This is a genomic window from Niabella digestorum (genome assembly GCF_036409055.1).
In the GTDB taxonomy this organism is placed as follows: domain Bacteria; phylum Bacteroidota; class Bacteroidia; order Chitinophagales; family Chitinophagaceae; genus Niabella; species Niabella composti.
The window spans coordinates 267,619-293,746 of sequence record NZ_JAZGLY010000004.1 but is presented as its reverse complement, the minus strand read 5'-3'; the positions used below and the strand labels follow the sequence as shown (position 1 = coordinate 293,746).

Genomic DNA, 26,128 nt, shown 5'->3' with positions numbered 1-26,128 from the left:
TAATTACCGATTTGGGATGAAGTAGTGATATTTTTTGCCCCAAAGGAAGTTTTGGGGCAATTGGTGAGGGGAATGATGGCTTATCGGATATGTTATAATACCCTATTTCAGCTTTTTAAGCTTGACCATTTCAATTCTGGTGTGGGTTACTTCCAGAATATCGAACTCATAGTCGTCGATAATAATACGTTCTTTCTGATTCGGGATGGTTTCGTGATGGGAGATGATATAACCCGAAAGAGTTTCGGTTTCGTGTCCTTCGAATTTGAGATTGTATTTTTTTTCCAGATAATCCAGCTCTAATCGCCCGGAAAAAATGTATTCTCCTTCTCCTACTTCCTTTTCTACAAACTTGTCGGTATCATACTCATCTCTTATATCACCGAAAATCTCTTCCAGCACATCCTCCATGGTAATAATACCTGCAGTACCTCCAAATTCGTCCACCACCCATGCAATGCTTTTGGCTTCATTACTGAATTTGTAAATGAGGTCTACCGCATTCATGCTTTGGGGAACCGCAATAATATCTATTAGGATACTTCTAATATCTGTGGGTTTTTTGAAAAGGTCCAGTTGATGTACGTATCCAAGAATATTATCGATAGAGTCTTCGTAAATGATGATACGGGTGCGCTTAGTTTCTGCAAACTTCTGAACCAGTTCGTTGATAGGAGTTTTTGCATCTACTCCAATAATCTCCTTACGAGGTACCATGGACTGCCTGATTTTTATATTAGGCAGTTCCTGGGCGTTTTCAAGCAGTTGGGCACTGGTATCTGCCTTGGTATTATCCTTCATGCCGTCGGAGAAGACAAAGCGCAATTCGTTTTTGCCCAAAGGGGATTGGTTTTTATCCAGTCTTACATTGAATACATATTTTAAAATCCAATTGGATAGATGAAATAAACCGCGTACAAAAGGAGCAAACAGCGAAAAGAAAAGGTTCATTATAAAGGAGAATCCGCTTAAAAGAGCATCACTTTTGGCACGGAACAGCGCTCTCGGAAAGAACTCGGCTATGATTAATACGATCAACGCGTTCAGCAGTATTTCCAATACGATTTGTGTGCCTCGTGAGTAAATGTGCAACTTTTGCCAAAGTGGCTGAGTAACTTCTGCAGTAAGTAATACAAAAATGGTTAAGGCAATAATGTAACCTACTATTGCCACACCTAGGAATACGGCAGGCGCGTCGATAAAACGACCCAGACGTAAGCCTGCGGCGGTTTCCTGCTTACGTTTTAACTCTATGTTTAATCTGCTTGCGCTGTAAAAAGCCATTTCTATCCCCGCAAAGAACATCATAAACAGTAGCGCTGCAAGCCAGGCAATAAGGGTTCCGTCCATGTCCTAAAGATACAAAAGGGGTTTTATATTAAAATCCAGCTCTCATAAATTATTAAAGACGAAAGGAACTGTCTTTTGCAACCATTATTTGTTCAGAAATTCACTAACTAGTTTTTCCGCTTCTTCACAAGCTTCTTGTAAATCGTCGTTTACAACTATATGATCGAAATGATGGCTGAAAGACATTTCATATTCGGCCTTATTGATACGGGTTTGTAAAGATTCTTCAGTTTCTGTACCGCGACTGGCCAGCCTACGTGCTAGCTCTCTTACGGATGGAGGCTCAATAAAAATCGATAGGGTACTGTCAGGATATTGTTGCTGGATGTGGATAGCGCCTTTAACATCAATATCCAAAAGCGGACATTTTTTTTCTTTCCAGAGGCGTACTAATTCTGTTTTCAAGGTACCGTAATATTTGCCTTCGTACACCATTTCCCACTCCACAAATTCGCCGCTTTGTATTTTTTGCTTAAATGCGTCTATGCTGATGAAGTAATAGTCTTTACCGTCCACTTCATTTTCGCGCGGGCTGCGTGTAGTGGCAGATATAGAAAAAGACAACTGCGGAAAGCGTTCCAGCAGATATCGGGTAATGGATGTTTTACCAGCTCCGGAAGGAGCCGTTATAATGATGATTTTTTTATTAGCAGAAGCCATAGCACAAATTACGGTATTTGCACCCGGAGTAAAAAATTTGAATAATGGGTTTTTCTGAAAACAAGTCGTTACCCGGTTTTTGAAATTGATTATAAAATCTCTTCCACACTTTTGCGGATATTTTCAGACATCTTATAGGTGGGTAGATCGTTTTCGTCATTGCCAAATGGGTCTTCAATTTCTTCGGCAATCAGCTCGAGGCTGGTCATCACATAAGCAATCACTACCACCACCGGAATTACCCAGTAGCCCAACTGAAATACATAACCCCAAGGCAATGTAAGCAGATAGATTAGAATAAACCTTTTAATAAACACTCCGTATGAGGACGGAATGGGTGTATTTTTAATGCGCTCGCAAGCACCGCAGATGTCGGTAAACGATTGCAATTCATTGTTTAAAAACAATAATACTTCGCCGCTGATCTTTCCATCTCGATACAGCTTTTTTACATTCTCATAAATTAAACCTGCTACCTGATTGGGAACATGTTTCTCTGTATCGATAGATTGGATAACCTTTCGAGTTTGTGCATCTTCATCAAAGAGCATTATGCGGGTACGTTCTTTCTGCAGATGTTGATGCAATGCTAATGCATATCCCGGGATGAGTGTTTTGAATAATGTTCTTTCTTCTTTTTCATCTTCTTTTAATACAACGGATAGTTTCAGCGCTAGATTCCGGGAATTGTTCATCAATGCACCCCACAGTTTTCGGCCTTCCCACCAGCGGTCATACGCGGTATTCGTTCTAAATACCAGCACTAGCGAAATAGCGAAGCCCAGCAACGAATGCATGATGGGAATATTTTTCAGCACACTTTTATCTAACTCCGACAGTTTCCAATACTCCAGCTCCAAGTACGCAATGAAAAAAGAATAAATGGCTATTACAAGCAGGATCCACCATAGTTTTCGCAATACATCGGCTCTGGTTACTCTGAACAAAGTATGTAGCCAGTCCTTGGTATTGTAGTAACGCATGTAAAAATGGATTTGTATTAATAATACCTGCTTTGTTTTTATATCCTCTTAATATCCGCTCCTAAAGCTTGTAATCTGGTGTCAATATATTGGTACCCGCGATCAATTTGTTCAATATTCTGAATAGTGCTTTTGCCTTCGGCGCTTAATGCGGCAATCAGCAAAGCCACACCCGCTCTGATGTCGGGGCTACTCATGGTAATGCCTCTGAGCTGTGTTTCGCGTTCCAGTCCGATAACAACAGCACGATGCGGGTCGCAAAGAATGATTTGTGCCCCCATTTCTATTAGCTTATCTACAAAAAACAGGCGGCTTTCAAACATTTTTTGATGGATAAGTACACTGCCTCGTGCTTGAATGGCTGTTACGAGTACAATGCTTAGAAGATCTGGTGTAAAGCCCGGCCAAGGATGATCGTAAATGGTAAGTACACTGCCATCGAGGTGGCGCTGAATGGTATATAGCTCCTGAGAGGGAATGTAAATATCATCTCCTCTAAACTCCATTTCAATACCCAGTTGACGGAATTTTTCGGGAATGATACCTAAATCGTTAATGCTCGCATTTTTGATAGTGATTTCGCTTTGCGTCATTGCGGCCAGGCCAATGAAAGAACCCACTTCAATCATGTCGGGAAGCATGGTGTGCTCGGTACCATGAAGATAATCGACGCCTTCAATAGTAAGTAGGTTACTGCCAATACCGCTGATTTTAGCACCCATGCGGTTCAACATTTTGCATAGCTGTTGTACATAAGGTTCGCAAGCAGCATTGTAAATAGTAGTAGTACCCTTGGCCATAGTAGCTGCCATAACAATATTGGCAGTTCCTGTTACCGAAGGTTCGTCTAATAACATGTAGGTTCCCTTTAGTTCATCGGCGGTAAGATGAAAGAAGCCGTCCTCAGCATTATAGTTGAACTGTGTACCCAGTTTCTGAAATCCGATGACATGTGTGTCCAATCTTCTACGGCCGATTTTATCACCACCTGGTTTGGGGATAAATGCTTTTTTATAACGTGCCAGCAGTGCGCCAGCCAGCATAACACTACCGCGTAATCGTCCGCTTTTCTTTTTGAATTCGGGACTATGTAGATAATCGATGTTTACTTCATCAGCCTGGAATTTACAGGTGCTTCTGCTTACACGATTTACTTTCACGTTCATATCGGAAAGCAGTTCTATCAGCAGGTTCACGTCCAGTATATCGGGGATGTTATGAATCGTTACTTCCTCCGGAGTGAGCAGTACTGCACTAATAATCTGCAATGCCTCGTTTTTTGCACCCTGAGGAACAATGGTTCCTTTCAGTCGATTTCCTCCATTTACTTCAAAAACGCTCATCGGTGTTTATTATTTGGTATCGAAAACGAAGATAATAGAAGATGTTATAATCCCTATATCTTCTTTAAATATTTATAGCACTTCAAACGAAGGTCTGAGCATTATGTATAATAAGGGCTAATCAAGATGTATACCAATACTCCGGTAATGGCTACATACAACCACAGAGGCCAAGTAATACGTGCGATTTTTTTATGGCGTGGATATTCTCCTATAAGCCCACGATAAGCTGTATATAAAATAAATGGAAGAATAAATCCGGCTAAAGGAATATGTGTGAAAAGAATGATGTAATAGAATGTTTTTATGGCTCCGGTACCTCCAAATTTAGTGTCGCCGGCTAGCAGGTGATGACAAATATAGCTTACCAAAAACAAGATGGACAATACCATCGCCCACATCATAATTTTTTTGTGTAAGGCATAATTTCTTTTTTTAACGGCAATTAATGCGGCAATAAGTAGGATAGTCACCGCAGAATTGATGACAGCGTTAATTTGTGCAAAGATGTGAACATCAAAACCTACATTTACATTAAGCTGAACACGACCTAAAGCAGCAACCACCAGAAACACAATTATCGAAAAACTTATAATAAGCCAATTGGCTTTTGTATCATTTTTTTTCCAAGTAGGAGTTAGCATTACTCTTGTTTTTAAATAATATCATAAATAGGCCTACTGCAACAGCTGCTATAACAAAAAAGATAGCTAATGATTTTACAGGAAGACCACTCTTTTTATTACTATCTTTCTCAAGTGTAAGTAATACTGCATCGCGGGATAAGCGTTTCAGGTCTTTTTCTTCCAAACCATGATAATAACCCCGAATATGACGATTGCCGTCGATGAGTACAAAATGATCGGTATGGATGAAAGCGGTATCAACGCCCTTGCCATCTACTATACCCAGTTTGAAATCATTAAGCGCAAGGTCGTAGATAATTTGTTTATCGCCGGTGAGTAAATCCCATTGCTCGGGATTTACTTGAAAACGATCTGCCCATTTTTTCAATTGGGGTACCGAATCTCTTTCTGGATCAACGGAGAAAGATAAAAAACGGATGTTATAATTGGTTTTATCGCCCACTCTTGAAGCATTGGTAATAGCAGATGCTAACTCCTTCATGTTGGAGGTAAGTTTGGGACAAATAGTAGGGCAGTGTGTAAAAAAGAAGTCTGCGATAATTACTTTACCTTCATAATCGCTCAATTTTACTTCTTTCCCCAGTTGATTCGTAAGCGTAAAGTCTGGTATTTTGTGCCAGATGGTATCTTCAATTAGTTTTCCGTTTTCTAGGCGGGTTACCGTACTATCGGGCATATAGTAACGAGGCATGGATAGCGATTCGCTGCTATAATGTTTGACGATAAAGTAACAAACCAACGGTAATAAAGAAGCCAATAAAACTGCGTATAGTCCTCTTTTGCTCAATTTTATTATGATTTAATTTTATCCAATGTTTTGACAACATAGAATAAAAAGGTGCTGCAAAATTCGTAAAATAAAGGATAGGCTGTGCTTTTTTTATTTTTGTAAGACAACAAGCATCGTCTTGCCCGGTTATTCGTATATTGCCACATTCTGAACATATTAACGAATGATAAAACAGATTGTTCTCTGTTCATTTTATTAATTATTGCTTAAATTTTTTTTATGCGTCTTACATTGAAATATATACTGCCTGTCACAGCGCTAATGGGCAGTCTCTACGCTTGTAATGGCAAATCTTCGGCTGATCAAACGAAGCCTGATGCGGAATTACCCAATTTACCTCCTGTGGAAACCAATCCGCCTAATACAGATTATAAACCGGCCTTCGAAGGACAAACTCGAGCTCCCGGCATGAAAACAACCACTGAGTTGGATATACAGATTTTAACAGAAGATCTGGTAAATCCTTGGGGTATTGCGGTATTGCCCGACGGAAGATTACTTATTACAGAAAATGGCGGTACCATGCGTATTGCTACAACTAAAGGAGAACTTTCTGCTCCTATTGTAGGATTACCACCTGTAAATTCAAACGGACAGGGAGGTTTGCTGGGATTGACCATCGATCCTGATTTTAGTAACAACCGCATGGTGTATTGGTGTTTTTCGGAAGATATTGATGGCGGAACTCTTACGGCGGTAGCCAAGGGTCGTTTATCTGATGATGAAAAAACAATAGAGAACCCTGTAGTGATTTATCGTGCTACACCGGCTTTTGCAGGTACTTTACATTATGGCGGCAGAATATTGTTTGATAAGGACGGCAATCTCTTTGTTAGTACCGGTGAAAGATCCGATCTGAAAACAAGACCTAAAGCGCAGGATTTGAGCACAGGGTTGGGCAAAATTGTACGTATCACGAAAGAGGGTAAGCCTGTAGCAGACAATCCTTTTATCAATACACCCAATGCCATGCCCGAAAACTACAGCTATGGTCATCGTAATGTTCAAGGCTTGGCCATACATCCTGTAACGGGCGATTTATGGAACTGTGAATTTGGTCCCCGAGGTGGCGATGAAATTAATCGCATTGAGCCGGGCAAGAATTACGGATGGCCTACCATTACTTATGGTATTGAGTACTCTGGAGAGGCTATAAATAACGGGCTTACGCAAAAAGAAGGAATGGAACAGCCTGTATATTACTGGGATCCGGTGGTATCGCCCAGCGGTATGACCTTCTATAGCGGCGATCTGATACCGGAGTGGAAGAACAACTTGTTTATCGGTTGTTTGAGTGGCTCTCATATTCTGCGACTGGATATCCGAGATAATAAAGTAGTAGGAGAAGAAAGATTACTCACCGGCCAGCAACAACGTTTCAGAGATGTTCAGCAAGGAAAAGACGGAGCCTTGTATGCTGTATGTGATGGAGCACATGGTCGTCTTTATCGCATCGGCAAGAAATAACTACACATCCTACTGTTAGCATCCACATAAGCTGCATCGAGACAACGAGCGCCTGTAAAGATGCAGCTTATCAATCTTCTTAAATCGCTATTTTCGCGCAAAATCATACGGGTATAAGTCAGGCATCTAAAATATTAGTAACCGGAGGAACCGGTTTTTTGGGAGCCTATATTCTTAAAGAATTGGTTCAACAAGGCTATAACGTTCGAGCGATAAAGCGTTCGTCGTCTCGACTACCTTTTTTTATAGATGCCGAAGTTCTCCGCAAAGTAGAGTGGGTAGAGGGTGATATTCTGGATGTGATTTCTTTAGCAGATGCGATGGAGGGTGTCGATACCGTAATCCATTGTGCAGCGATTGTTTCGTTTCACCACTCTGATCGTTCCCAAATGTATCGAGTGAATGTAGAAGGTACAAAGAATGTGGTAAATGTTGCGCTGGAGCAGCAAGTGCAGCGCTTTGTATACATCAGTTCTGTTGCTGCTATCGGGCGCAAAATAACTGGTACCGTAGTAGATGAATCCGCCAAATGGGAAAATAATAAGGCCAACACGCACTATGCCATAAGTAAGTTTTATGCAGAACTGGAAGTATGGCGAGGGTTTTCCGAAGGATTGCAAGGAGTGATCTTAAATCCGGCTACTGTATTGGGATATGGTGATTGGAATCAAGGCAGCTGTGGCCTTTTCAAAAGCGCCTACAACGAATTTAAATGGTATAGCAGAGGTGTGAATGGCTTTGCGGATGTAGAAGACGTAGCCCGGGCCACTGTAGCTTTAATGGAGAGTGATATTACGGACGAACGGTTTATTATATGTAATGACAATTGGCCATTTAGAAAATTGTTTGACACAATGGCTGATTGCTTCGGGAAAAAACGACCATCGAAAGAGGCAACTCCTTTTCTAGCTGGTCTGGCGTGGAGACTGGAAAAGGTAAAATCAATAGTTACCGGAAAAAAACCATTACTAACAAAAGAAAGTGCAAAGGTTGCCAACAGCTTCACAAGATTTAGCAATGAGAAACTATTAAAAGCGCTGCCCGGTTTCAGTTATCGTCCTTTGGAGGAAACCATAAAAAGAGCGTGTAAAATGTATATGCAAGCGAAATAAAAAAGCGGCCATTCGGCCGCTTTTTGCTTATGAAAAGCTCTTTTATAAGCCACTAAACGTTATACCAATCGTATAGGGGCGCAACTGCGGTCCTGCTCCAGTTTTGAGCACAGAGGTCAGCTGATAAGTACCAAATAAGCTGAGATGTCCGTATCCCACACGAGCAGTTCCTACAATACGAGTTGTGTTGAAGTATTGTTTGTTAGCCTCTTTCAGGAGGTAGTTGGGATAGGATGTCGGGGTGGTAATACGACTGCGTGTACCCCCTCTTAACATCGTACCCACTTTTACACCTACGGCTGCCTTAAAACTTTTATCTGTGTTTTCGGGATTTGCCGTATAACGAAGTTCGAGAGGAACTTCCAGATAAGTAGTTACCACCTTAGTTTTCTTAATACTTACATTGGCGGTATCTAAAAATCTCATGGTGCTTGTTCTTCCTTTTACGTCTGCAAAAACATCATCCAGGAAAACATGATCCGAACCAACACCTAACCCAATGGCTGCACTTAGTTTGGGAGAAGATTTGAACGGGAAGTCAAACATGAAATAAACATTCACACTGCGGGAAAAACCTCTTGTAGGAATACTATCAGGGGTATTTGCCCAATTGGTATATCCCAACTGAACCATAAAGTGATCGCTGGCTCGGTTGCTAAGATTGTATTTTTTCTTTGGTTTTTTTGCAGGCTTGTTTACTTCAAGAGTTGTCTTTTCGGTTGTATCTCTCAACTGAACAGACTGTGCAGTTTCATCTTGCGCAAACAGACAGGCTGTTATCAATAATGAGAGGGTAGCAAATAGAATTTTCTTCATAATATTATTAAGATTCGCGCAAATATATTTTTATTTCGGTTAAAATTAGGTTAATGCCGCTAAATCATAAAAATTAAACCTCGATAATCTGCTATTATTTCAACGAGCATTGAATACCTCCCTGTAACCACCTTCCGGGCATTACACTCCCTAGAAGATCACTATATTGACGATTAAAGATATTATCTGCTTGGAAGAAAATACCCAGCTTTCTCGGAAGGATATGGTATAAAATGCTTCCGTTCAGTACAAAATAGTCTTTATTTACATAGGCATTAATACCAGCCGCCTCTTGCGGGTTGCGGTTTTTATATAATCCTGTGAAACTAAGTGTAAGATTGCCCACCGTGTATACTGCATTGAAATTGCCCAAGAACTTCGCATGGGAAGAAATATAAAAGGATGGGGCGCTTTCGGTGCTTTTGCTATACAACCATACCATGCCTGCATTCAATGTGAGGTGATGATTTTCTGCAAACTGCTCCAGATATCGGATATCTGTCTCAAAACCGGATGTATTCACTTCTGCAATATTTTTTGCAAGTGCATACATGCCCGAAGGATCCAAATTGTCTTTTCTAGGCATATCTTCGTAAGTGGTGTTTACCCAATCAATCAGCTTGCTATGAAAGCGTTGAAAAAAGGTGGTGGATAATTTCAGGCGCGATTTAAAAAACCAATCAAATCCTGCTTCATAAGTCCAAGCGGTTTCGGGTATTAGCCCTGGATTACCAATGCTACCGCTGGTCACAAGAGGTTTATTGTAGTTGCTATATCGTTCTGTAAAGTCTGCATCACGAATAGTACGACCTCCACTGGCTCTAAGCTGTAAGTTTTGAATATGATAAGAAGCATTTAACTGGGGAAGTATTTCTGCGTTATGGCTACCAATCCATTCTATCCGCAAAGATGGCATCAAATTAAATTGCGGACCTATTTTTTGAATGAGGCCTGCGAACGGAGCAGCGGTATTCAAAGAATGATCACCTCTATCGTTGGAAATGATGGATTTATTCTGAAAATTAAATCCTGTAACCAGAGAAGTGTTTTCTCCTAATTTCTGCTGATACAGTAATAAGGCTTGCAGTAATTTGGAAATATTTTGATTGGGAGAAGCGGCACTATTGTAGGCGTAAGTGTCGTCCAGTTTTTTGTATCCTACGTTTAAGCTCAATTCTGAACGATTTTTTTTGTAATGAGCCTGCAATTGATGCCACCAGCTGTTTACACGCTCCGTTGCAGTGTCAGAAGCAAAAGTGGTATAAAAGTTTTGTGCAGCAAAGTGGCGACGGTCTAGTGCTGTTCTTGCCGAAAGACGCCAATAATCATTCAACTGATAACCAATACCTGCTGAGGCAGATGTATTATGAAAAAATCCGTTGATACCTCTTTGAGGAACGCCTGTGGAATGATTAGATAAAACACCAGCGTCAATAATCAGACGGTCCTTTTTGTAAAAGCCTCCCACATTGGTGTTCACAAGATGATGAGCACCTGCGCCCACACGTGCGTGTATTGCCTGTGCATTAGCATTAGATGCAGATTGAGCTGTTTTGGTAATGATATTAATGACGCCTCCTACGGCATCTGCACCATATACTGCAGCAGAAGCGCCTTTTAATACCTCGATGCGTTCAATTTGTGCCGGAGTAATGGGAATGTATGCGGTAAAATGTCCTGTATTGGGATCATTGATACGAAGTCCGTCTAAAATAATTAATATCTGCTGAAAGGTTCCTCCGCGAAGGCTGATATCACTTTGTGCACCTTGTGGACCGCGCGATTGTACTTCTATACCAGGTAGATATCGCAACAGTTCATCAAGTGAATGTACTGGCAAAGAAGCTATACTTTCTCCAGAGAGGATAGTGATGTTGCGTCCGGTTTCCGAACTTCTTTTTTCAATAAGAGAAGAGGTAATGGTAACCGGGTCTAGTGTTTGTTCCTGTGCATAAAGCCCTTTGAATAAAATACATCCAATCAGTGTAATCCATACTTTTTTCATGTGCTGTTTTGTTATGAGGGTTGTAAAAAATAAAAAGGCTGAAAGCGACTGTACAGCCACTTTCAGCCTTCGTGAGTATATAAAATCGTTAATACCGACTATCGTTTCACAATCAGTTTTTTTTCTGCAAACCACAGGAGCCAGTAATGCCAATTGTAAGGATGGAGGATTCGTTGGCTCTTCGGGTGCTTCTACAACGTCTGTTTTTAAATCAATAGTAATGCCCTTGGTGGTGGTAGCAATAGTATTTTGCTTACGCAAAAGCGTATCGGCAACGACGCCTTTTACTTTGCCGATGGTAATATGTTTTCCGATGCTATGGAATGCCGCATACGATTTGCGTCTCCAACCTTTAAAGCGTAATGATGGTGATTGTATTTTTTTCTTTGAAAACATGAGGCAGCGCAAATTTATAGTTCTTCCATAGGATCCCAGAAATATTTTTTAAAATGTATTACCTTATTATTTTTTACAACGATGCCTTCTTTTTCTAGTAGCTCCTGCATCAGAGTGGGTGTTTTAAAAGCATGCCTACCTGATAGAACTCCACTACTATTTACGACGCGGTGTGCGGGAACTTTGGGTGCTGCATTACTGCAGTTGCTTAATGCCCATCCTACCATGCGTGCGGATTTTTCCATGCCAAGGCTTTGAGCAATAGCACCGTAAGAAGTAACCCTTCCTTTAGGTATTTGCCGTACAATTTCAAAGACCAGTTGAGAAAAATTATGGTCCTTTTTTCCGGAGGGTGTAATGCTTGGTAATTTACTGTTCGGGGTTTTTATTTTTCTGTTTTCTTTCATTAAGCAAGAGGGTTCTTCTAGGTTCAGGAACAGCTTTATAATCGTATGGGCAATGCAGACATCCATTGCCACAACAATAGCCGCGGCGTAAATGATAGAGTTCGGTAAATACTACCTGCCCCTTATCATTGATGTAAGTATACTCATCCTTCATTGAGCTCATATCTGATGGCTTCTTTAAGTTGTAGGTCCATTTCTGTGCCGGCCAATTGCTCGGGCAATGAAAAGCATAGGTAATGTACCCGGTTGCTTTGTGCAATATCCAGCGACTCGTAATAAGTTTTAATCTTCAGCTCTTCGCTTCGTTCTTGCCATTGATACAGATCGTCAACATCGGTATGTGTAATGCACTGATACATGTTTAACACCTCTTTGGTAAACCGATATAAATTAGGACTGTCGGTTTTCAGGTGAATCTTCCCGCCCGGTTTCAGAATCTGCTTATATATTCTTAAAAAGCGAGGATGGGTCAATCTTTTCTTTGCTCTTGAATAACGGAGCTGAGGATCAGGAAAAGTAATCCATATTTCCTCTACTTCGTTAGGAGCAAAGAATTGCGCTAGTTGTTCTATTTGTACTCTTAAAAAAGCTACATTATTCAGGTTCTCAGCCAGCGCTTTTTTAGCCCCTACCCACAAACGGTTTCCCTTGATATCTACGCCAATAGTATTGATGGTGGGATTTAATCGGGCCAGCCCTAAAGCATATTCGCCTTTACCACAAGCCAATTCCAATACTATAGGATTGGAATTATTAAAATGTTTATTCCAGTTTCCTGCCATATTTTCAGGGAACTGTAAAACGTTTGGAAATGTTTTTAACTCTGCGAATCTAATTAGTTTTTTATGAGCCATCCTTTTATATTATTGCACTTATCATTGAGATGCCGCCAAAGTTAAGGTGTTGGCAAAAGAACTTCAACCAAAGTTTTGTTTGCTGCTTCGAACTGTGTCCAATCGTCGCAGTGGGCCTTGATGACGGCTATGCCTGCAGGAGGGAGTATTACAGAATATGAATGGGTTACACTACAACTGAAATGTGTCACACCGGGATTATGGCCCACAATGGCAAGGGTTTGCACTTCATCCTGAACGTGGTAAAGGGTTTCCACAATGTGGGAAGCATCGCTCAGATATAATGAATCGAAGTATTGAATGCGGTCGTCTTCAACCTGATGAATAAGCGCGAATATTTTTGATGTTTGACGTGTTCTTTCAGCAGAACTTGAAAAGATTTTTTCAATTTGATAGTTTTTTTCCAACAGCCTCTTTGCCATGTTTTCAACTTCTAGTATTCCCGAACTCGTCAATTTTCTTTTGCTATCTAATTCTCCGAACTTCTTTTTTTCCGCCTTACCATGACGAATAACAATCAATGTTTTCATAAAAATGAAGGCATTTGCTAAAAGATACGCTTCAAATATATCCCATCCAAATTTGTTGCTATCAATTTTTTAAAACATGATGTTGAACAAGTTTTTGATGAATTTAGCAAAACCGATTTTTTTGTATTGAATTTGTTTTATATTTACTGTGATTACTTAACCTTATCCTCTACGAAGCCATGAAAAAAACCACTCACCTCTTTATTGCATGTACTTGCCTTCAACCTAGTTTGAATTGTCAAACTCAATTTCAAAAAAATGCAGCCATTGCTATTACACCGCTGCAACAAATTCTTTCTAAATCATTCGTGCTCGATGAAGAGCGACTGGGTGCTACAGTAAAAGAAGCCCCGCGCTAAAGAGTTGCATATATCATCTCTTGTTCATTCCTTTTGTACTAATTAGTCACTTTTAATTTAAAAGTAGCCATATGAAAAAAGTAATACACGCTGTCGTCGTGTGCATATGCCTTTGTACATTGGTATATGTACAGGGTGTAGTTCTTAACTATACAAGCGAGATATGCCATGAAAACACACAACTTGTTGCTGATATTGTCGTCTGCCTCACATACCCTGTAATATCGGTGGTGACGTAATCGCACGACCTCCCCATTTCTAGTGTTCTTGTCAATTGTTTAACTATTCTAAATGTAATCGTATGAAGCGATCTATGCACGCTATTGTCGTGTGCATTTGCCTTCTTTTTGGAGTTGGCTATGCGCATGCCCAATCTACTACCATTAATGGTGTAGTAACCGATGATAAAAAACAGTTACTTCCAAATGTGTCTGTACTTATTAAAGGTACTAACAACGGCACCGTAACAGATAACAACGGGAAGTTTACCATTAATGCCTCTAAAGGTGATGTACTCGAATTTTCTAGTGTTGGATATAAGGTAACAACTTATACTGTAGGCGATGCTACGGAATTGGATATTGTTCTTATTCCTGAAGTAGAAAATCTGGTAAGTGTTGTTGTGGTGGGATACGGCACGCAGCGAAAAAGAGATTTGACAGGTGCCGTTTCAGTAGTAAATATGAATGACTTGAAAAAGCAGCCCTCCGCCAGCCCTATAGAGGCTTTGCAGGGTAAAGCCACAGGTGTGCAGATTATCAATGATGGTGCACCAGGTGCCACACCACAGATACGTATACGCGGCTTTAGTACCATCAACAATAACGATCCTCTATATATTATTGATGGAATGCCTTATGAAGGTAAACTTAGCTGGCTTAACTCCAATGATATAGAAAGCATGCAGGTATTGAAAGATGCTTCTGCGGCTTCTATCTATGGTGCCCGCGCTAATAATGGGGTGGTTATTATCACTACGAAGAAAGGAACTAAAGGAGCACCCAAAGTTTCCCTTGATATGTATTATGGTATGCAAAGCCCCAACAGAAGCCGATTTCCTAAATTTCTAAATCCGCAACAGTATGCAGAATATGTATACAAGCGTTTTAAAAATGCAGGAGAAACTCCTGGCACCCTTGAAACTACAGGCTCTAATTATGGTACGGATCCCAATAACCCTACACTACCCGACTATCTGTTGGCAGGCAGCAAAACCGGGCAGCTAATTACTCCGGAAGATGCCGACCCTTCCAAATACAACTATGTTATGGATCAAAGCCAGTTTTATCAAATCACTCGGGCCAATAAAGAAGGTACCAACTGGTTTAGAGAAATCACCCGGAATGCGCCTATGCAAAATTATCAGCTTAGTGTACAGGGAGGGGGCGAAAACTCCACCTATGCCATCAGTGGAAGTTACTTTAAACAGGATGGAACCTTTAAGTATACAGGTTTCGAAAGATATACGGTACGAAGCAATACCAGCTTTACATTTCTGAATAACCGTGTTACTATTGGCGAAAACATGCAATACTCTTTTACTAAAGGAGTGGGCTTTGGAGTAAATGTAAATACTGCCGGCTCCTACCAGGGAGAAGGGTCGCCAATAGGATGGGCTTATAGAATTCAAACCATTATTCCTGTGTATGACATTAAAGGCAATTTTGCAGGTACACGTGGAGATAAACTGGGAAATGCTGATAATCCACTGGCCGTATTGTATCGTGCAAAGGACAACGTGGGTAAAAGTGGACAGTTTTTTGGAAGTGCCTTTGCTGATGTTAAGCTATGGGAAGGTTTAAACTTTAGAACTACTTATGGTATTCGATATGAAACATATAATGGAATATCCATTGAGTATCCTAATCCTGAGCGCTCGGAAGGAAGTTTTACCAACAATAAGCTTACCGAAACTCATGGCTATAACTCTGAGTGGACCTGGACCAATACATTAACTTATAAAAAATTGTTCAACAATCTGCATAATCTCACGCTCCTCGCAGGTACAGAAGCTGTGGAATCGGACTGGCGTGAGCTGCGAGGAAATGGTAGCGACTTTTTTATTGCAGGAGATTTGAACTATTATTATCTGAATACTGCTGCAACTACCAATGCAGGAAGCCAAGGATCAATTGGTGCATTATACTCCATATTTGGTCGAGCAGATTATGGTTTTGCAGATAAATATTTGGTTTCCGCAACCTTACGTCGTGACGGCTCTTCCAACTTTGGAGCGAACAATCGCTATGGTGTTTTTCCCGCGGGGAGCGTAGCCTGGCGTTTGTCCAAAGAAAACTTTATGCAATCCGTTTCATGGGTGAAAGATCTTAAATTGAGAGCAGGATTTGGCGTTACGGGTAACCAACGTATTCCCACATTCCAGTACCTGCGTCGTTATGCATCTTCCATCAACAGTTCTTTCTATCCTATTACAGGTGGTGATTTGGCTAGTGGATTATGGACCAGTAATTATGATAATCCCGACATTAAATGGGAAGAGCTGAAATCGTTAAACGTAGGATTGGATTTTACGCTCTTTGGTAATAAAATTGATGGTGCTATAGACTGGTTCAATCGTAAAACCACCGGTGTGCTATATCCGGTACCCCAACCTTCGGCAGCGGTGGGAACAGGAAGTTCGCCATATATCAACTCCGGTACTATTCAAAACAAAGGATTTGAAGTGTCTCTGAATTATCACTATATGGGTAATGGCGGAGACGATGCCTTTCAATTTGATATTGGCGCTTTCTTCTCAAAATATACCAATAACATTATTGAGCTGGCACCTACTGTAAAAGAACAGCCTTATTTGACCCTCAGAGGTGTAACCACTTCTGTATTGAAAGCGGGGGCTCCACTAGGTGCTTTTTATGGATATAAAGTAATAGGGCTTTATAAAAGCGAAGAGGAAATTGTCAATAGTCCCTCCTATGACGGAGCTCGTGTGGGTGGATTTAAATTTGCTGATGTATCGGGCCCGGATGGGAAGCCAGATGGTGTAATTGATGGATTTGACCGTACTGTTATCGGTAACCCACATCCAGACTTCATTTATTCCTTAAACTTTAATGCTTCTTACAAGCGTTTTGATATAAGCATGTTCTTTAACGGATCGCAGGGAAATGATCTGTTTGACTTAACCCGTCAGTATACCGACTTTTATGCTTTCCCCGGAGCGGTTAGTGTTCGAACATTAAATGCATGGGATCCGGTAACCAATCCCAATAGCCAGATGCCTTCGCCTCACTCCAAAGCACCCACTATTGAGTATCAATCATCGAGCTATTATGTACAGGATGGCAGCTTCTTCCGTATGAAAAACTTACAGATTGGTTATACATTTCCTGCTGAGAAAATGTTCAAAGGACGCATTTCCCATCTTCGCTTATATGCAAGCGCAACAAACCTTTTTGTGATTACTTCCTATAGTGGTATGGATCCCGAAGTAAGTCAGTATTCATCCACATTTACCGCACCCGGTGTAGATATGGGTGTGTATCCCGTTCCCCGCCAGTATTTGCTGGGGCTCAACGTTACTTTTTAATTTATGTGATGCGTTTGCATCATGAGTGTTCAAGGTATAAGATCTGAAAACCACTAAAAAAATTTTGCAATGAAACGATTATTAACATATCTGATACTTTTAGCTGTAGCAGGGGCCTCCTGTGGAAAAAGCTTTTTAGAAAAAAGTCCTCAGGGACAACTTACCGAGGAGCAACTCAATAGCACCAAGGCCGTGGAGTGGTTATTAATAGGTGCTTATGGCCTTATGAATGGAAACCGTGATGGTACCTGGGGTAACTATGCCTCTGCACCTAGTCAGTGGCTTTTTGGAGAAGTGGCTGCAGACAATGCACATAAGGGGAGCGAACTGGGCGACCAGGCCGTCATGCTAGATATAGAAAAGCATATGCCCATTAGCGTAAATGAGCATCTTTCTACCATGTGGAATAATTACTATGAAGGAGTCATCCGTTGCAATACCACCTTACGGCAGTTAAAGGTGCTACAGGAATCAGGCAGTAGCGATGTATTCTCCGAACAACGCGCTAAAGAAATAGAGGCTGAGGCACGCCTACTGAGAGGCCATTATTACTTTTTCCTGTGGCGGGTGTTTAAAAACATTCCTTATATCGATGAGACAATGTCTACTACCGATGCTGCCAAGGTTCCCAACAATATAGATGTGCTACCGAAAATTGAAGAGGATTTCAAATTCGCGGCTCAGACATTAACCGCTCAAAAACCTAAAAACGAAGTGGGAAGAGTGGACGGTATTGCAGCGAAGGCATACCTTGGAAAACTGTATTTGTATCAAAAAAATTTTTCCGAAGCTCTCACTTTGTTCAAAGATGTCATTGACGCCCGACCTGATCTGGAAACGCTACCATTCCTGAACAATTTTGATGTAAAAACCGAAAACGGTCCCGAGTCTATTTTGGCGGTACAGCATGTCATCAACCCTGATGGTTCAGGAGATAACGGCAATGTGGGCGATATGCTGGGGGGCTTATACGGCTCCGCACCTGTAGCTTGTTGCGGATTCTTTAATCCCAGTTTCGACCTGGTAAATGCTTACAAAGTAACGTCTGATGGATTGCCCATGCTGGATAATTCTTATCGGAACAATCCGTATAAGTCAGATTTTGGTCTTTCGGGAAATGATAAGCTGAATTATCAGTTGAATCAATCTATTGCTTTTGATCCTCGGGTGGACTATACAGTAGGCCGCAGAGGCGTTCCCTATCACGATTGGGGTATCATGCCCGGCGATGCATGGTTGCGGGACCCTTCGTTTGGTGGCCCCTTTGTAGGATATAAACATATGATTGATAAAGCGGACTTTCCGGGTAATGTGGCCAGTGGCGCAGAACAAATCACTTCGCTCAATGTAAATATCATCCGCTTGGCAGATGTATACTTAATGGCTGCTGAATGTGCTGCAGAAACCAATGACCTGGATTATGCACTCCAGCTCGTGAATAAGGTACGAAACCGTGCCGCTCAATTACCGGTGAAAATGGTAAATGGTAGCCCTGCAGCGGCTTACAAGGTAAATCCTTATCCATCATTCCCGAATAAGGAGTATGCTTTAAATGCTATCCGCTTTGAAAGAAGGCTGGAGCTGGCTCTCGAAGGGCATCGATTCTTTGATCTGGTGCGCTGGGGCATCGCCAAACAGGTGCTGGAGTCTTATTCGCAGTTCGAGGGAAGTCTTATTGCCGTTTACGGTGGGCTGACCTTTGAAGATAGGGATACTTATTTTCCTATCCCGCAGGATCAGATCGACCGCAGCGGTGGCGCATTAATTCAAAATACAGGATATTAATAGCTGTGTTCTTAGTAAAACAAAAATCCACGAGCAATAGACTCGTGGATTTTTTTATGATAACACACAACGAATTAATAGCCTCGTTCGTTTTTGCCTTCCATAAAATTCATGAAAGCTTGGTTCACTACTCGGTTACCACCCGGGGTAGGATAGTTGCCTGTAAAATACCAGTCGCCCAGATTATTGGGACAGGCTTTATGAAGGTCTTCAATGCTTTGGAAAATCACCTGTACAGGAATGTTCAAATCTTTTGGGGTAATCATCTCGGCAATTTTCTGTGAAATCTCTTCTGTAGTGCTACGCTTATAAAGTTGTTTTACCACATTCTCTGTATGTAACAAACCTTTTGCTTTCAGGTCTTTACATTTTTCCCAAAGTTCCTGTAATATGTGTTCTTCACCACGGTCTTTCAATATTTCAACTGCAGCGTTGAAGGCAATGAAATCGCCCAGTTTGCTCATATCGATACCGTAACAATCCGGATAGCGGATCTGTGGTGCTGAAGAAAGGATGATAATTTTTTTCGGCTGAAGACGGGCCAGCATCTTGATGATGCTTTGTTTGAGTGTAGTACCACGTACAATGGAGTCATCGATTACTACAATTGTATCAATGCCGGGTCGAACGGTTCCGTAGGTCACATCGTATACGTGCTGTACCATTTCGTTACGGCTGGCGTCTTCGGTAATAAAGGTGCGCATTTTTACATCCTTAATAGCAATTTTGCCTACCCGGATGCGCCTATTGATCATTTCGCTTAGCTTCTCTTCATCGAAGTCTTTACCCCAGCTTAAAATGCGCTCGATTTTTACTTTATTGAGATACATCTGCATTCCCTTCTGTAGGCCTAGAAAAGCCACTTCGGCAGTATTGGGAATGTATGAGAAGATGGTATTTTTTAAATCAAAATCGATGGCCTTCAATACCTGTTCGCTCAGGTTAAAGCCCAATGCTTTTCTTTCTTTATAAATTTTTTCATCGCTACCGCGTGAAAAATAAATGCGTTCAAAGCTACAGGCTTTGCGCTCTTTAGGCTCTGTTACTTCCGAAACTTCGTACTGACCGTCTTCATATACGATTAATGCGTTGGCTGGCATCAATTCTTTTACCTCGTTTTCGCCCACATTGAAGGTGGTGCGAATAGCTGCTCGCTCAGAGGCTGCAACGATTACATCATCGTCAATATAATAATAGCAGGGTCTGATACCGTGCGGATCTCTGAACACAAATCCTACGCCGTCTCCGGTAATACCTCCTACCACAAATCCTCCGTCGAATTGTGGGATTACATCCTTTAATAACTGTTTGATATCGGGTTTAGCTGGTGATTGTTCATCCGCTTCCACTAATCGTTTGTGCACGATTTCCATCATGGCGGCCAAGTCGCTTTGTTTCTGGAAGGGACCCGGTTCTATTCCCAGTTTCTGGAACAGCTCTTCGGTATTCACCAAATTAAAATTACCCGCCAATGCAAGGTTGCGGGTAGTAATGGTGTGTCTTTTTATAAAAGGATGACAAAACGCTACATTATTTTTTCCCTGAGTGCCATAGCGCAGATGTCCCAACAACAGCTCTCCCAGAAACTTCACATGCCCTTTCATCAGGCCAGGATGGTTCACAATATCAGGATTGTACTTAGCGAGCTCGTTTACTTCTTCTGCGATGGTTTGGAATAGAAGGGAAATGGCCTGTGGTTCAGCGCTTCTGATGCGATGCATGAAGGGATGTCCGGGCTCCACATTCAGCTTAACAGCAGCTATCCCTGCCCCGTCCTGACCTCGGTTATGCTGTTTTTCCATAAGAAGGTACAGCTTGTTAAGCCCCCACATTACTGTACCATATTTCTTTAAATAATGGGAAAATGGTTTTCGCAGTCGGATAAATGCTAAACCACACTCGTGTTTAATTGGATCGCTCATAAATTGGAAAAGAGATGCAAATTTACGAGAATAGTTCCGAATGAAGTGTGAATATAACTGCTCTTACAGAATAAACTTTTGCAATTGAAGCAAAAATGACGATAATCGACTATTTTCACTGCGTCATTTAGGTCTGTTAAATGTTATGCGTCATCATCTGAGAAAAGAGAAACAATGCCTTAACTGCGGGCAAGAAGTGGAAGAGCGTTTCTGTACCCATTGCGGGCAGGAGAATATTGAGCCTCACGATTCTTTATGGCATTTGATCGCGCATTATTTTCAGGACCTTGTACATTATGACAATCGGTTTTGGCATACATTCAAGAATCTTTTTACACAACCCGGTTTTGTTGCCAAGGAATATTTAGAGGGAAAGCGAGTAAGAAATCTCAAGCCTATTCAGCTATATGTATTTGCTTCTACGGTATTCTTTATCGTATTTTCTTTCGTAAAACATACCGATTATAAACCCGGAACCGATATCCGTGATTTTCGCAAACGGCTGTACAATCTTGAAAGGGAGAAAGAATATCTTAAAGACTTTCCACAAGCTGTTTATGTGGACTCTGTAGCCAATGCCATCAAACAGCAGCAACAAACACTGCGTTTAAAAGACGAAAATACAACGGCCGATTCGGCGCTAAAGCAAACTCTGAAAGAGCTACAGGATGAGGGCATATCACTTGGCGGGGATGCATTTAAAGTGCAGATTAGCAGAGATTCGGCAAATAAGAAGGCTTCGGGAGTAGGTAAAAAACGTGGCTGGTTGTCGAGAAAACTAAAGGATGTAAAAAACCAAAAGCTACAGGAGCAGTATGAGGGAGATGAAAAGAGAATGATTGTGGATTTAGTGGAAAATCTTAAGAAAAAACTTCCACTAATATTTTTCCTGAGCCTTCCTTTCTTCGCGTTCTTTTTATGGTTGTTACACCGCCGTAAAACCAAAAAGACCTACGTTGAAAACTTTATTTTTTCGGTGTATCAATATGCTTATGTATTCGTAATAGGCCTTTTTACCATACTACTGGGGTATGTGTTTGAAAAGATATTCAGTAATCACGTGGCCGAAACTCTTACCAACTGGCTCAATGTGGCAGTGTTTGTGTACCTTTTCCTGTACCTCACTTTTTCTATGAAGCGGTTCTTTGGTCAAAGCTTCCGAAGAGCCTTCTTTAAACAACTCATAGTGTGTTTTCTCACCTCGGTATTGGTAGGTTTTTTAACTGCAGGGGTGTTATTGGTGTTGTATATTTCTTAAGTTTATTGCAACACTTCTGCTAGTTTCTTTTCTAATTCAACTCCGCGCAGGCCCTGCGCCAGCACTTTACCGTCGGGATCGAGAAGTACATTAAAGGGAATGCCGTCAAAGCCGTATAAATCCACAACTGAGGACTCCCAAAATTTAAGGTCGCTAACATGCAGCCAAGTAAGTCCGTCGTCTTTGATAGCTTTTTCCCACGCTTCTTTGGTCTGGTCGAGCGAAACACCCAGAATAGTAAAGTTTTTATCCTTAAATTTATTATATGCAGCTACTAGGTGGGGGTTTTCTATACGACAGGGACGACACCAGCTAGCCCAAAAATCCACCAGCACATATTTCCCTTTTAAAGAGCTCAGTGCTAAAGGTTTGCCGTTGATATCGGGCAATACAAAATCCGGCGCCTGTTTCCCTACCCAGTTGCTTTTATTCAAGCGTTCCATCTCGGCCTGCATACTTTTATGCAGACTCGCCAATCCGCTATGATTGGGGTTTTTCTTTACTAAATCGGCAATAAGTGCGGTTACTTGCTCATTATTCAAGGGTTCTAAGCCAAAACCCGGATTATTGGCGGTAGATTGATAGTAACCCAGCTGAAACATGGTCAACGCTACATTATCCGATTTTTTCATTTCGCTAAGGGTATACTCTTTTAAGGTGGATGCATCGTTAGCGATAGCCTGTTTCAGGAATTCGATTTCACTTTCCGAAGCTTTGCTGTTATGGAGGCTGTCTACCTGTTTTAATCTGGTAAAGATGCTTTGCAGTTTTTCATTAAAACGGGTAGTAAAAGTTTTCATTGCCTGGCTGGCCGGAGAGCCTTTTACTTCGTATTTTTCGGAGAACAAATTATTTTCTTTACTCATTTCCACTTCTACTTCTACTTTGGGGTGGTCATTGATAACCGCTACCACAGGGTAGAAATTCTGATCTATCCGTATATTGTAAATGGCCGACTCCGAAGACGGGGCTTGAAGCGAGAATGTTCCGTCGGGTGATAAAGGAGCAGAGTCTACAATAACCGGATCCATAGTGCCCACAGGTACTTCTTCCAGATATAGCATTTTTCCGGTAGCATTGCTGATTTTTCCCGACAGGGTAAATGTATTTTTAGATTTATTATCGCAAGCGACTAATAATAAGGCAGCTACCGCTGCAAATAATATCTTTTTCATTATTGCTGATTTTAGTTCAGTGTGAATGAACTATGTTTATTGTTTAAGTTTTTCAAGAATCATCTGGTTGGTTTTTTTAGGATCGGCTTTTCCTTTAGTGCGCTTCATTACTTCTCCTACAAATAAAGAAATCAATCCTTTTTTACCTTTTTTATAGGCAACAACTTTATCGGCCAATTGTTCCAATACTTCATTGATTACAGGTTCTAACTCAGCAGAGTCGGACTGCTGAATCAGATTGTTTCTTTCTGCCAGCACGGCAGGATTTTCCTGAGGATTTTGCAGCAGCAATTGCAACAGCTTGGTGGATGCTGTAGAGAAACTCAATTTTCCTTCCTCCACACATTGGATTACAGCTGCAATTTGTGCAGGAGGAATTGGGAAAGCATCAATTTCTTTTCCGTGATCATTTAGCCAGCTTTTGATGGGTCCCAGCATCCAGTTGGCAGCTGCTTTATAATTTTTTGTATGTTGAATAACAGTTTCAAAATAGTCGGCAAAAGCCCTTTCTTCAGTCAGTACTTGCGCATCGTAATCGTTGAGCTTATATTGTTCTTTATAAATACTAATTCGCTCTGCTGGTAAAGCGGGAATAGATTGACGAATGTTTTCGATAAAATCATCCTTAAGATCAAACGGAGTCAAGTCGGGGTCGGGGAAGTAGCGGTAATCTTCCGCATCTTCCTTGTCGCGAATGGCGAATGTGGTACCGGTGTTGGCATCAAAACTGCGCGTCTGTTGTCGGATGGTTTCTCCGTTCTCCAGCATTTTTATGAGTCGTTGACTTTCGAAATCAATGGCGCGTTTTACATTGCGAATAGAGTTGAGGTTTTTGACCTCCACTTTGGTACCCAGTTGGGTATCGCCTTTACGCCTTACGGAGATATTGGCATCACAACGCAAACTACCTTCTTCCATATTACCATCGCACACTCCTAGGTATCTTACCAGTTTTCTCAACTCGGTAAGATAGGCAAACGCTTCATCGCTACTACGAATATCCGGCTCGGTTACGATTTCGATTAGCGGTGTTCCTGCACGGTTATAATCTACGGCAGTACTATACTCGCTCACATCGTGCAAGCTTTTACCGGCATCCTCTTCAAGATGGATGCGGTTCAAACGAATATTTTTTTCTCCCTGTGCTGTTTTAATGGTGATATAACCATTTTTACAGATGGGTGTAGTATGCTGTGATATTTGATATCCCTTGGGCAAATCGGGATAGAAATAATTTTTACGAGCAAAGTAATTTTTTCTTTCTATCTCGCAATGGCAGGCGAGCCCCATTTTGATGGCATGACGAATCGCCTCCCGATTCATTTTAGGTAATGTGCCGGGATGCCCCAAAGTAATAGGACTTACGTGTGTATTGGGTTCGGCACCAAAAGCGATGCTGTCGCCACAAAATAGTTTGCTCTGCGTGAGCAGCTGGGCATGCACTTCAAGCCCCACCACAATTTCGTATTGATTGTATTCCGGATTCATGAATGGCCGTAAAAATAAGACGGATTTCTTATTTGAAATTTTAAATCTGGAAAATATCAATATTTTAAGAGATAGATAAGCAAAAAGCCCAGAGATTTTGACTCCGGGCCTCACTAACCCCATTAATACCATCCAGATATAATCTAACAAACAACGTACACAACACGGTTTTTGTTTAAAATAGAAGCATATTATAGGGTCGCTGTTTTAATTTTTTTGCTGAGATGCACTTCAACATTTTCGGTACGTCCGTTTCGATCTACTTTCAGCTTTAATGTATCCCCGCTACGACTTTTTCGCATTTGAGCGAGCATGTCGTCCGTGGTGCTGATGGTATTGCCATTCGCTTCTTTGATAATATCACCTTCTTTCAGGCCTGCTTTAGAAGCATCTGAATCTTTTTGCACTTTGATGATTTTCACGCCGCTACCTTTTTCTAAGTCTTGTATTTCAATACCTAGTTTGGGGGTATTGTCAGAAAAGCCTCGAATTATAATATTTCTAGAACCATCTCTAAGATTTTGAGGGATGCGGTCGAAAAGCTCACGCATTTCTATGCGCGGAAAACCTTCAAAGGTCATTGCTTGAGGCGCTTTCCATTTGGTGAGCGTGGCGGTGACAGTATTTTTTTTGCCATCTCTGATGTAGGAAATATTCACTTTGTCGCCCGGTTCTTTGTCTTTTAATGCTTTGGACAGCTCGTCAGGCGTAGTGATTTTTTCAGAGTCCACAGCTACAATAATGTCCCCCACTTTTAAGCCTGCTTTTTCTGCAGCACTTTCTTCATTTACAGAAATTATTTTAGCGCCTTCCTCTACTTTTTCGGTCATTACCCCCAACATAGCCTTATTTGTGGATGGTAAGGAGAAGCTCCTGACATTGAAATCAGCTGACGGCCACTCGCGGTAACTGTCTAAGTCTTTTATCTTGATGCGTTTTACAGTTATTTTACCATTTTCATCATCCTTCAGGGGTTTGCCATTGACGATGATTTCTTCTCCATCTACAACAATATTGAGTTTTTCTTTATCATTACCTTTTTTAGTAATGATAATGCGTTCAGCTTCCTTGCTTTCCTTTTCCTGAGCCAAGAGGAACCCGGGCATAGCTAGCATGGTAATTAGGAATATTTTTTTCATTGTACAAAATTTTAGATCTACGTCGATTTTCGTATTTCAAAGATAGGGGAATTTGTATAATACGAAGTGTTTCGGAATTGTTAAAAGCCGTAGGA

Annotated in this window: 22 protein-coding genes; 6 read left to right on the top strand and 16 right to left on the bottom strand. The window is 41.3% G+C overall.

The window, feature by feature from the left end; all coding sequences use genetic code 11:
* Positions 1 to 102: 102 nt before the first annotated feature.
* From V2H41_RS08735 to V2H41_RS08710, 6 genes are all read right to left on the bottom strand, one after another.
* Entirely contained in the window at positions 103 to 1,350 is a 1,248-nt protein-coding gene (locus V2H41_RS08735; protein ID WP_330974764.1) for a hemolysin family protein, read from the bottom strand.
* An 84-nt stretch (positions 1,351 to 1,434) separates the two neighbouring features.
* Positions 1,435 to 2,010 (bottom strand): guanylate kinase, encoded by a 576-nt coding sequence (gene gmk / locus V2H41_RS08730; protein ID WP_330974763.1) that lies wholly within the window; start codon positions 2,008 to 2,010, stop codon positions 1,435 to 1,437.
* Between the two features lie 89 nt (positions 2,011 to 2,099).
* Complete coding sequence (locus V2H41_RS08725; RefSeq protein ID WP_330974762.1) at positions 2,100 to 2,993, bottom strand: bestrophin family protein; 894 nt, start codon at positions 2,991 to 2,993, stop codon at positions 2,100 to 2,102.
* Between the two features lie 38 nt (positions 2,994 to 3,031).
* On the bottom strand, positions 3,032 to 4,336 hold the full coding sequence (gene murA / locus V2H41_RS08720) for a UDP-N-acetylglucosamine 1-carboxyvinyltransferase (RefSeq protein ID WP_330974761.1): 1,305 nt from the start codon (positions 4,334 to 4,336) through the stop codon (positions 3,032 to 3,034).
* A 101-nt stretch (positions 4,337 to 4,437) separates the two neighbouring features.
* Positions 4,438 to 4,980, bottom strand: coding sequence for a DUF420 domain-containing protein (locus tag V2H41_RS08715; protein WP_330974760.1), 543 nt, complete (start codon positions 4,978 to 4,980; stop codon positions 4,438 to 4,440).
* Positions 4,952 to 5,770, bottom strand: a complete 819-nt coding sequence (locus tag V2H41_RS08710; RefSeq protein WP_330974759.1) for an SCO family protein — start codon at positions 5,768 to 5,770, stop codon at positions 4,952 to 4,954. The genes V2H41_RS08715 and V2H41_RS08710 overlap by 29 nt, the downstream gene beginning before the upstream one ends.
* Positions 5,771 to 5,992: 222 nt before the next feature.
* On the opposite strand from V2H41_RS08710, the gene V2H41_RS08705 reads away from it, so the two are divergent.
* Together V2H41_RS08705 and V2H41_RS08700 are read left to right on the top strand one after the other, a co-directional pair.
* On the top strand, positions 5,993 to 7,240 hold the full coding sequence (locus V2H41_RS08705) for a PQQ-dependent sugar dehydrogenase (RefSeq protein WP_330974758.1): 1,248 nt from the start codon (positions 5,993 to 5,995) through the stop codon (positions 7,238 to 7,240).
* An 83-nt stretch (positions 7,241 to 7,323) separates the two neighbouring features.
* The gene (locus V2H41_RS08700) at positions 7,324 to 8,352 is read left to right on the top strand and encodes an SDR family NAD(P)-dependent oxidoreductase (RefSeq protein ID WP_330974906.1); all 1,029 of its coding nucleotides are present in this window, start codon (positions 7,324 to 7,326) and stop codon (positions 8,350 to 8,352) included.
* A 42-nt stretch (positions 8,353 to 8,394) separates the two neighbouring features.
* Here V2H41_RS08700 and V2H41_RS08695 read toward each other — a convergent pair whose 3' ends face one another.
* The 6 genes from V2H41_RS08695 to V2H41_RS08670 all read right to left on the bottom strand — a co-directional run bounded on the left by V2H41_RS08695 (position 8,395) and on the right by V2H41_RS08670 (position 13,360).
* Positions 8,395 to 9,168 carry an outer membrane beta-barrel protein gene (locus tag V2H41_RS08695; protein WP_330974757.1) on the bottom strand — a complete coding sequence of 258 codons (774 nt, stop codon included), beginning with the start codon at positions 9,166 to 9,168 and terminating at the stop codon, positions 8,395 to 8,397.
* A gap of 94 nt (positions 9,169 to 9,262) precedes the next feature.
* Positions 9,263 to 11,569, bottom strand: a complete 2,307-nt coding sequence (locus V2H41_RS08690; RefSeq protein ID WP_330974756.1) for a TonB-dependent receptor plug domain-containing protein — start codon at positions 11,567 to 11,569, stop codon at positions 9,263 to 9,265.
* A gap of 14 nt (positions 11,570 to 11,583) precedes the next feature.
* A complete protein-coding gene (locus V2H41_RS08685; RefSeq protein WP_330974755.1) occupies positions 11,584 to 11,976 on the bottom strand; it encodes an MGMT family protein in 393 nt (130 codons plus the stop codon).
* Positions 11,939 to 12,139 carry a C1orf53 family protein gene (locus V2H41_RS08680; RefSeq protein ID WP_330974754.1) on the bottom strand — a complete coding sequence of 67 codons (201 nt, stop codon included), beginning with the start codon at positions 12,137 to 12,139 and terminating at the stop codon, positions 11,939 to 11,941. Before V2H41_RS08680 ends, V2H41_RS08685 begins: the two co-directional genes overlap by 38 nt.
* The gene (gene trmB, locus V2H41_RS08675) at positions 12,120 to 12,830 is read right to left on the bottom strand and encodes a tRNA (guanosine(46)-N7)-methyltransferase TrmB (RefSeq protein ID WP_330974753.1); all 711 of its coding nucleotides are present in this window, start codon (positions 12,828 to 12,830) and stop codon (positions 12,120 to 12,122) included. The genes V2H41_RS08680 and trmB overlap by 20 nt, the downstream gene beginning before the upstream one ends.
* Before the next feature lie 41 nt (positions 12,831 to 12,871).
* The gene (locus V2H41_RS08670; protein ID WP_330974752.1) at positions 12,872 to 13,360 is read right to left on the bottom strand and encodes a SixA phosphatase family protein; all 489 of its coding nucleotides are present in this window, start codon (positions 13,358 to 13,360) and stop codon (positions 12,872 to 12,874) included.
* Between the two features lie 179 nt (positions 13,361 to 13,539).
* On the opposite strand from V2H41_RS08670, the gene V2H41_RS08665 reads away from it, so the two are divergent.
* The 3 genes from V2H41_RS08665 (at position 13,540) to V2H41_RS08655 (ending at position 19,051) form a co-directional block, all read left to right on the top strand.
* Positions 13,540 to 13,719, top strand: coding sequence for a hypothetical protein (locus tag V2H41_RS08665; protein WP_330974751.1), 180 nt, complete (start codon positions 13,540 to 13,542; stop codon positions 13,717 to 13,719).
* A 301-nt stretch (positions 13,720 to 14,020) separates the two neighbouring features.
* Positions 14,021 to 17,266, top strand: coding sequence for a SusC/RagA family TonB-linked outer membrane protein (locus V2H41_RS08660; protein WP_330974750.1), 3,246 nt, complete (start codon positions 14,021 to 14,023; stop codon positions 17,264 to 17,266).
* A gap of 69 nt (positions 17,267 to 17,335) precedes the next feature.
* Complete coding sequence (locus V2H41_RS08655) at positions 17,336 to 19,051, top strand: RagB/SusD family nutrient uptake outer membrane protein (RefSeq protein ID WP_330974749.1); 1,716 nt, start codon at positions 17,336 to 17,338, stop codon at positions 19,049 to 19,051.
* A gap of 74 nt (positions 19,052 to 19,125) precedes the next feature.
* Here the strand turns inward: V2H41_RS08655 and V2H41_RS08650 are convergent, their stop codons facing one another.
* A complete protein-coding gene (locus V2H41_RS08650) occupies positions 19,126 to 20,973 on the bottom strand; it encodes an amidophosphoribosyltransferase (RefSeq protein WP_330974748.1) in 1,848 nt (615 codons plus the stop codon).
* 145 nt (positions 20,974 to 21,118) lie between these two features.
* Here V2H41_RS08650 and V2H41_RS08645 point away from each other — a divergent pair, with 145 nt between their 5' ends.
* Positions 21,119 to 22,231 (top strand): DUF3667 domain-containing protein, encoded by a 1,113-nt coding sequence (locus tag V2H41_RS08645; protein WP_330974747.1) that lies wholly within the window; start codon positions 21,119 to 21,121, stop codon positions 22,229 to 22,231.
* 2 nt (positions 22,232 to 22,233) lie between these two features.
* Here V2H41_RS08645 and V2H41_RS08640 read toward each other — a convergent pair whose 3' ends face one another.
* The 3 genes from V2H41_RS08640 to V2H41_RS08630 all read right to left on the bottom strand — a co-directional run bounded on the left by V2H41_RS08640 (position 22,234) and on the right by V2H41_RS08630 (position 26,033).
* Positions 22,234 to 23,406, bottom strand: coding sequence for a TlpA disulfide reductase family protein (locus V2H41_RS08640; RefSeq protein WP_330974746.1), 1,173 nt, complete (start codon positions 23,404 to 23,406; stop codon positions 22,234 to 22,236).
* A gap of 36 nt (positions 23,407 to 23,442) precedes the next feature.
* Positions 23,443 to 24,894, bottom strand: coding sequence for an Asp-tRNA(Asn)/Glu-tRNA(Gln) amidotransferase subunit GatB (gatB, locus tag V2H41_RS08635; protein WP_330974745.1), 1,452 nt, complete (start codon positions 24,892 to 24,894; stop codon positions 23,443 to 23,445).
* A 191-nt stretch (positions 24,895 to 25,085) separates the two neighbouring features.
* Positions 25,086 to 26,033, bottom strand: coding sequence for a PDZ domain-containing protein (locus V2H41_RS08630; RefSeq protein WP_330974744.1), 948 nt, complete (start codon positions 26,031 to 26,033; stop codon positions 25,086 to 25,088).
* Positions 26,034 to 26,128: the final 95 nt, after the last annotated feature.

Excerpts from the sequence above, each read along its gene's own strand:
- V2H41_RS08735 (WP_330974764.1), bottom strand. The coding sequence starts at position 1,350 with ATGGACGGAACCCTTATTGCCTGGCTTGCAGCGCTACTGTTTATGATG.
- gmk (WP_330974763.1), bottom strand. The coding sequence starts at position 2,010 with ATGGCTTCTGCTAATAAAAAAATCATCATTATAACGGCTCCTTCCGGA.
- V2H41_RS08725 (WP_330974762.1), bottom strand. The coding sequence starts at position 2,993 with ATGCGTTACTACAATACCAAGGACTGGCTACATACTTTGTTCAGAGTA.
- murA (WP_330974761.1), bottom strand. The coding sequence starts at position 4,336 with ATGAGCGTTTTTGAAGTAAATGGAGGAAATCGACTGAAAGGAACCATT.
- V2H41_RS08715 (WP_330974760.1), bottom strand. The coding sequence starts at position 4,980 with ATGCTAACTCCTACTTGGAAAAAAAATGATACAAAAGCCAATTGGCTT.
- V2H41_RS08705 (WP_330974758.1), top strand. The coding sequence starts at position 5,993 with ATGCGTCTTACATTGAAATATATACTGCCTGTCACAGCGCTAATGGGC.
- V2H41_RS08695 (WP_330974757.1), bottom strand. The coding sequence starts at position 9,168 with ATGAAGAAAATTCTATTTGCTACCCTCTCATTATTGATAACAGCCTGT.
- V2H41_RS08690 (WP_330974756.1), bottom strand. The coding sequence starts at position 11,569 with ATGTTTTCAAAGAAAAAAATACAATCACCATCATTACGCTTTAAAGGT.
- V2H41_RS08685 (WP_330974755.1), bottom strand. The coding sequence starts at position 11,976 with ATGAAAGAAAACAGAAAAATAAAAACCCCGAACAGTAAATTACCAAGC.
- V2H41_RS08680 (WP_330974754.1), bottom strand. The coding sequence starts at position 12,139 with ATGAGCTCAATGAAGGATGAGTATACTTACATCAATGATAAGGGGCAG.
- trmB (WP_330974753.1), bottom strand. The coding sequence starts at position 12,830 with ATGGCTCATAAAAAACTAATTAGATTCGCAGAGTTAAAAACATTTCCA.
- V2H41_RS08670 (WP_330974752.1), bottom strand. The coding sequence starts at position 13,360 with ATGAAAACATTGATTGTTATTCGTCATGGTAAGGCGGAAAAAAAGAAG.
- V2H41_RS08665 (WP_330974751.1), top strand. The coding sequence starts at position 13,540 with ATGAAAAAAACCACTCACCTCTTTATTGCATGTACTTGCCTTCAACCT.
- V2H41_RS08660 (WP_330974750.1), top strand. The coding sequence starts at position 14,021 with ATGAAGCGATCTATGCACGCTATTGTCGTGTGCATTTGCCTTCTTTTT.
- V2H41_RS08655 (WP_330974749.1), top strand. The coding sequence starts at position 17,336 with ATGAAACGATTATTAACATATCTGATACTTTTAGCTGTAGCAGGGGCC.
- V2H41_RS08650 (WP_330974748.1), bottom strand. The coding sequence starts at position 20,973 with ATGAGCGATCCAATTAAACACGAGTGTGGTTTAGCATTTATCCGACTG.
- V2H41_RS08645 (WP_330974747.1), top strand. The coding sequence starts at position 21,119 with ATGCGTCATCATCTGAGAAAAGAGAAACAATGCCTTAACTGCGGGCAA.
- V2H41_RS08640 (WP_330974746.1), bottom strand. The coding sequence starts at position 23,406 with ATGAAAAAGATATTATTTGCAGCGGTAGCTGCCTTATTATTAGTCGCT.
- gatB (WP_330974745.1), bottom strand. The coding sequence starts at position 24,894 with ATGAATCCGGAATACAATCAATACGAAATTGTGGTGGGGCTTGAAGTG.
- V2H41_RS08630 (WP_330974744.1), bottom strand. The coding sequence starts at position 26,033 with ATGAAAAAAATATTCCTAATTACCATGCTAGCTATGCCCGGGTTCCTC.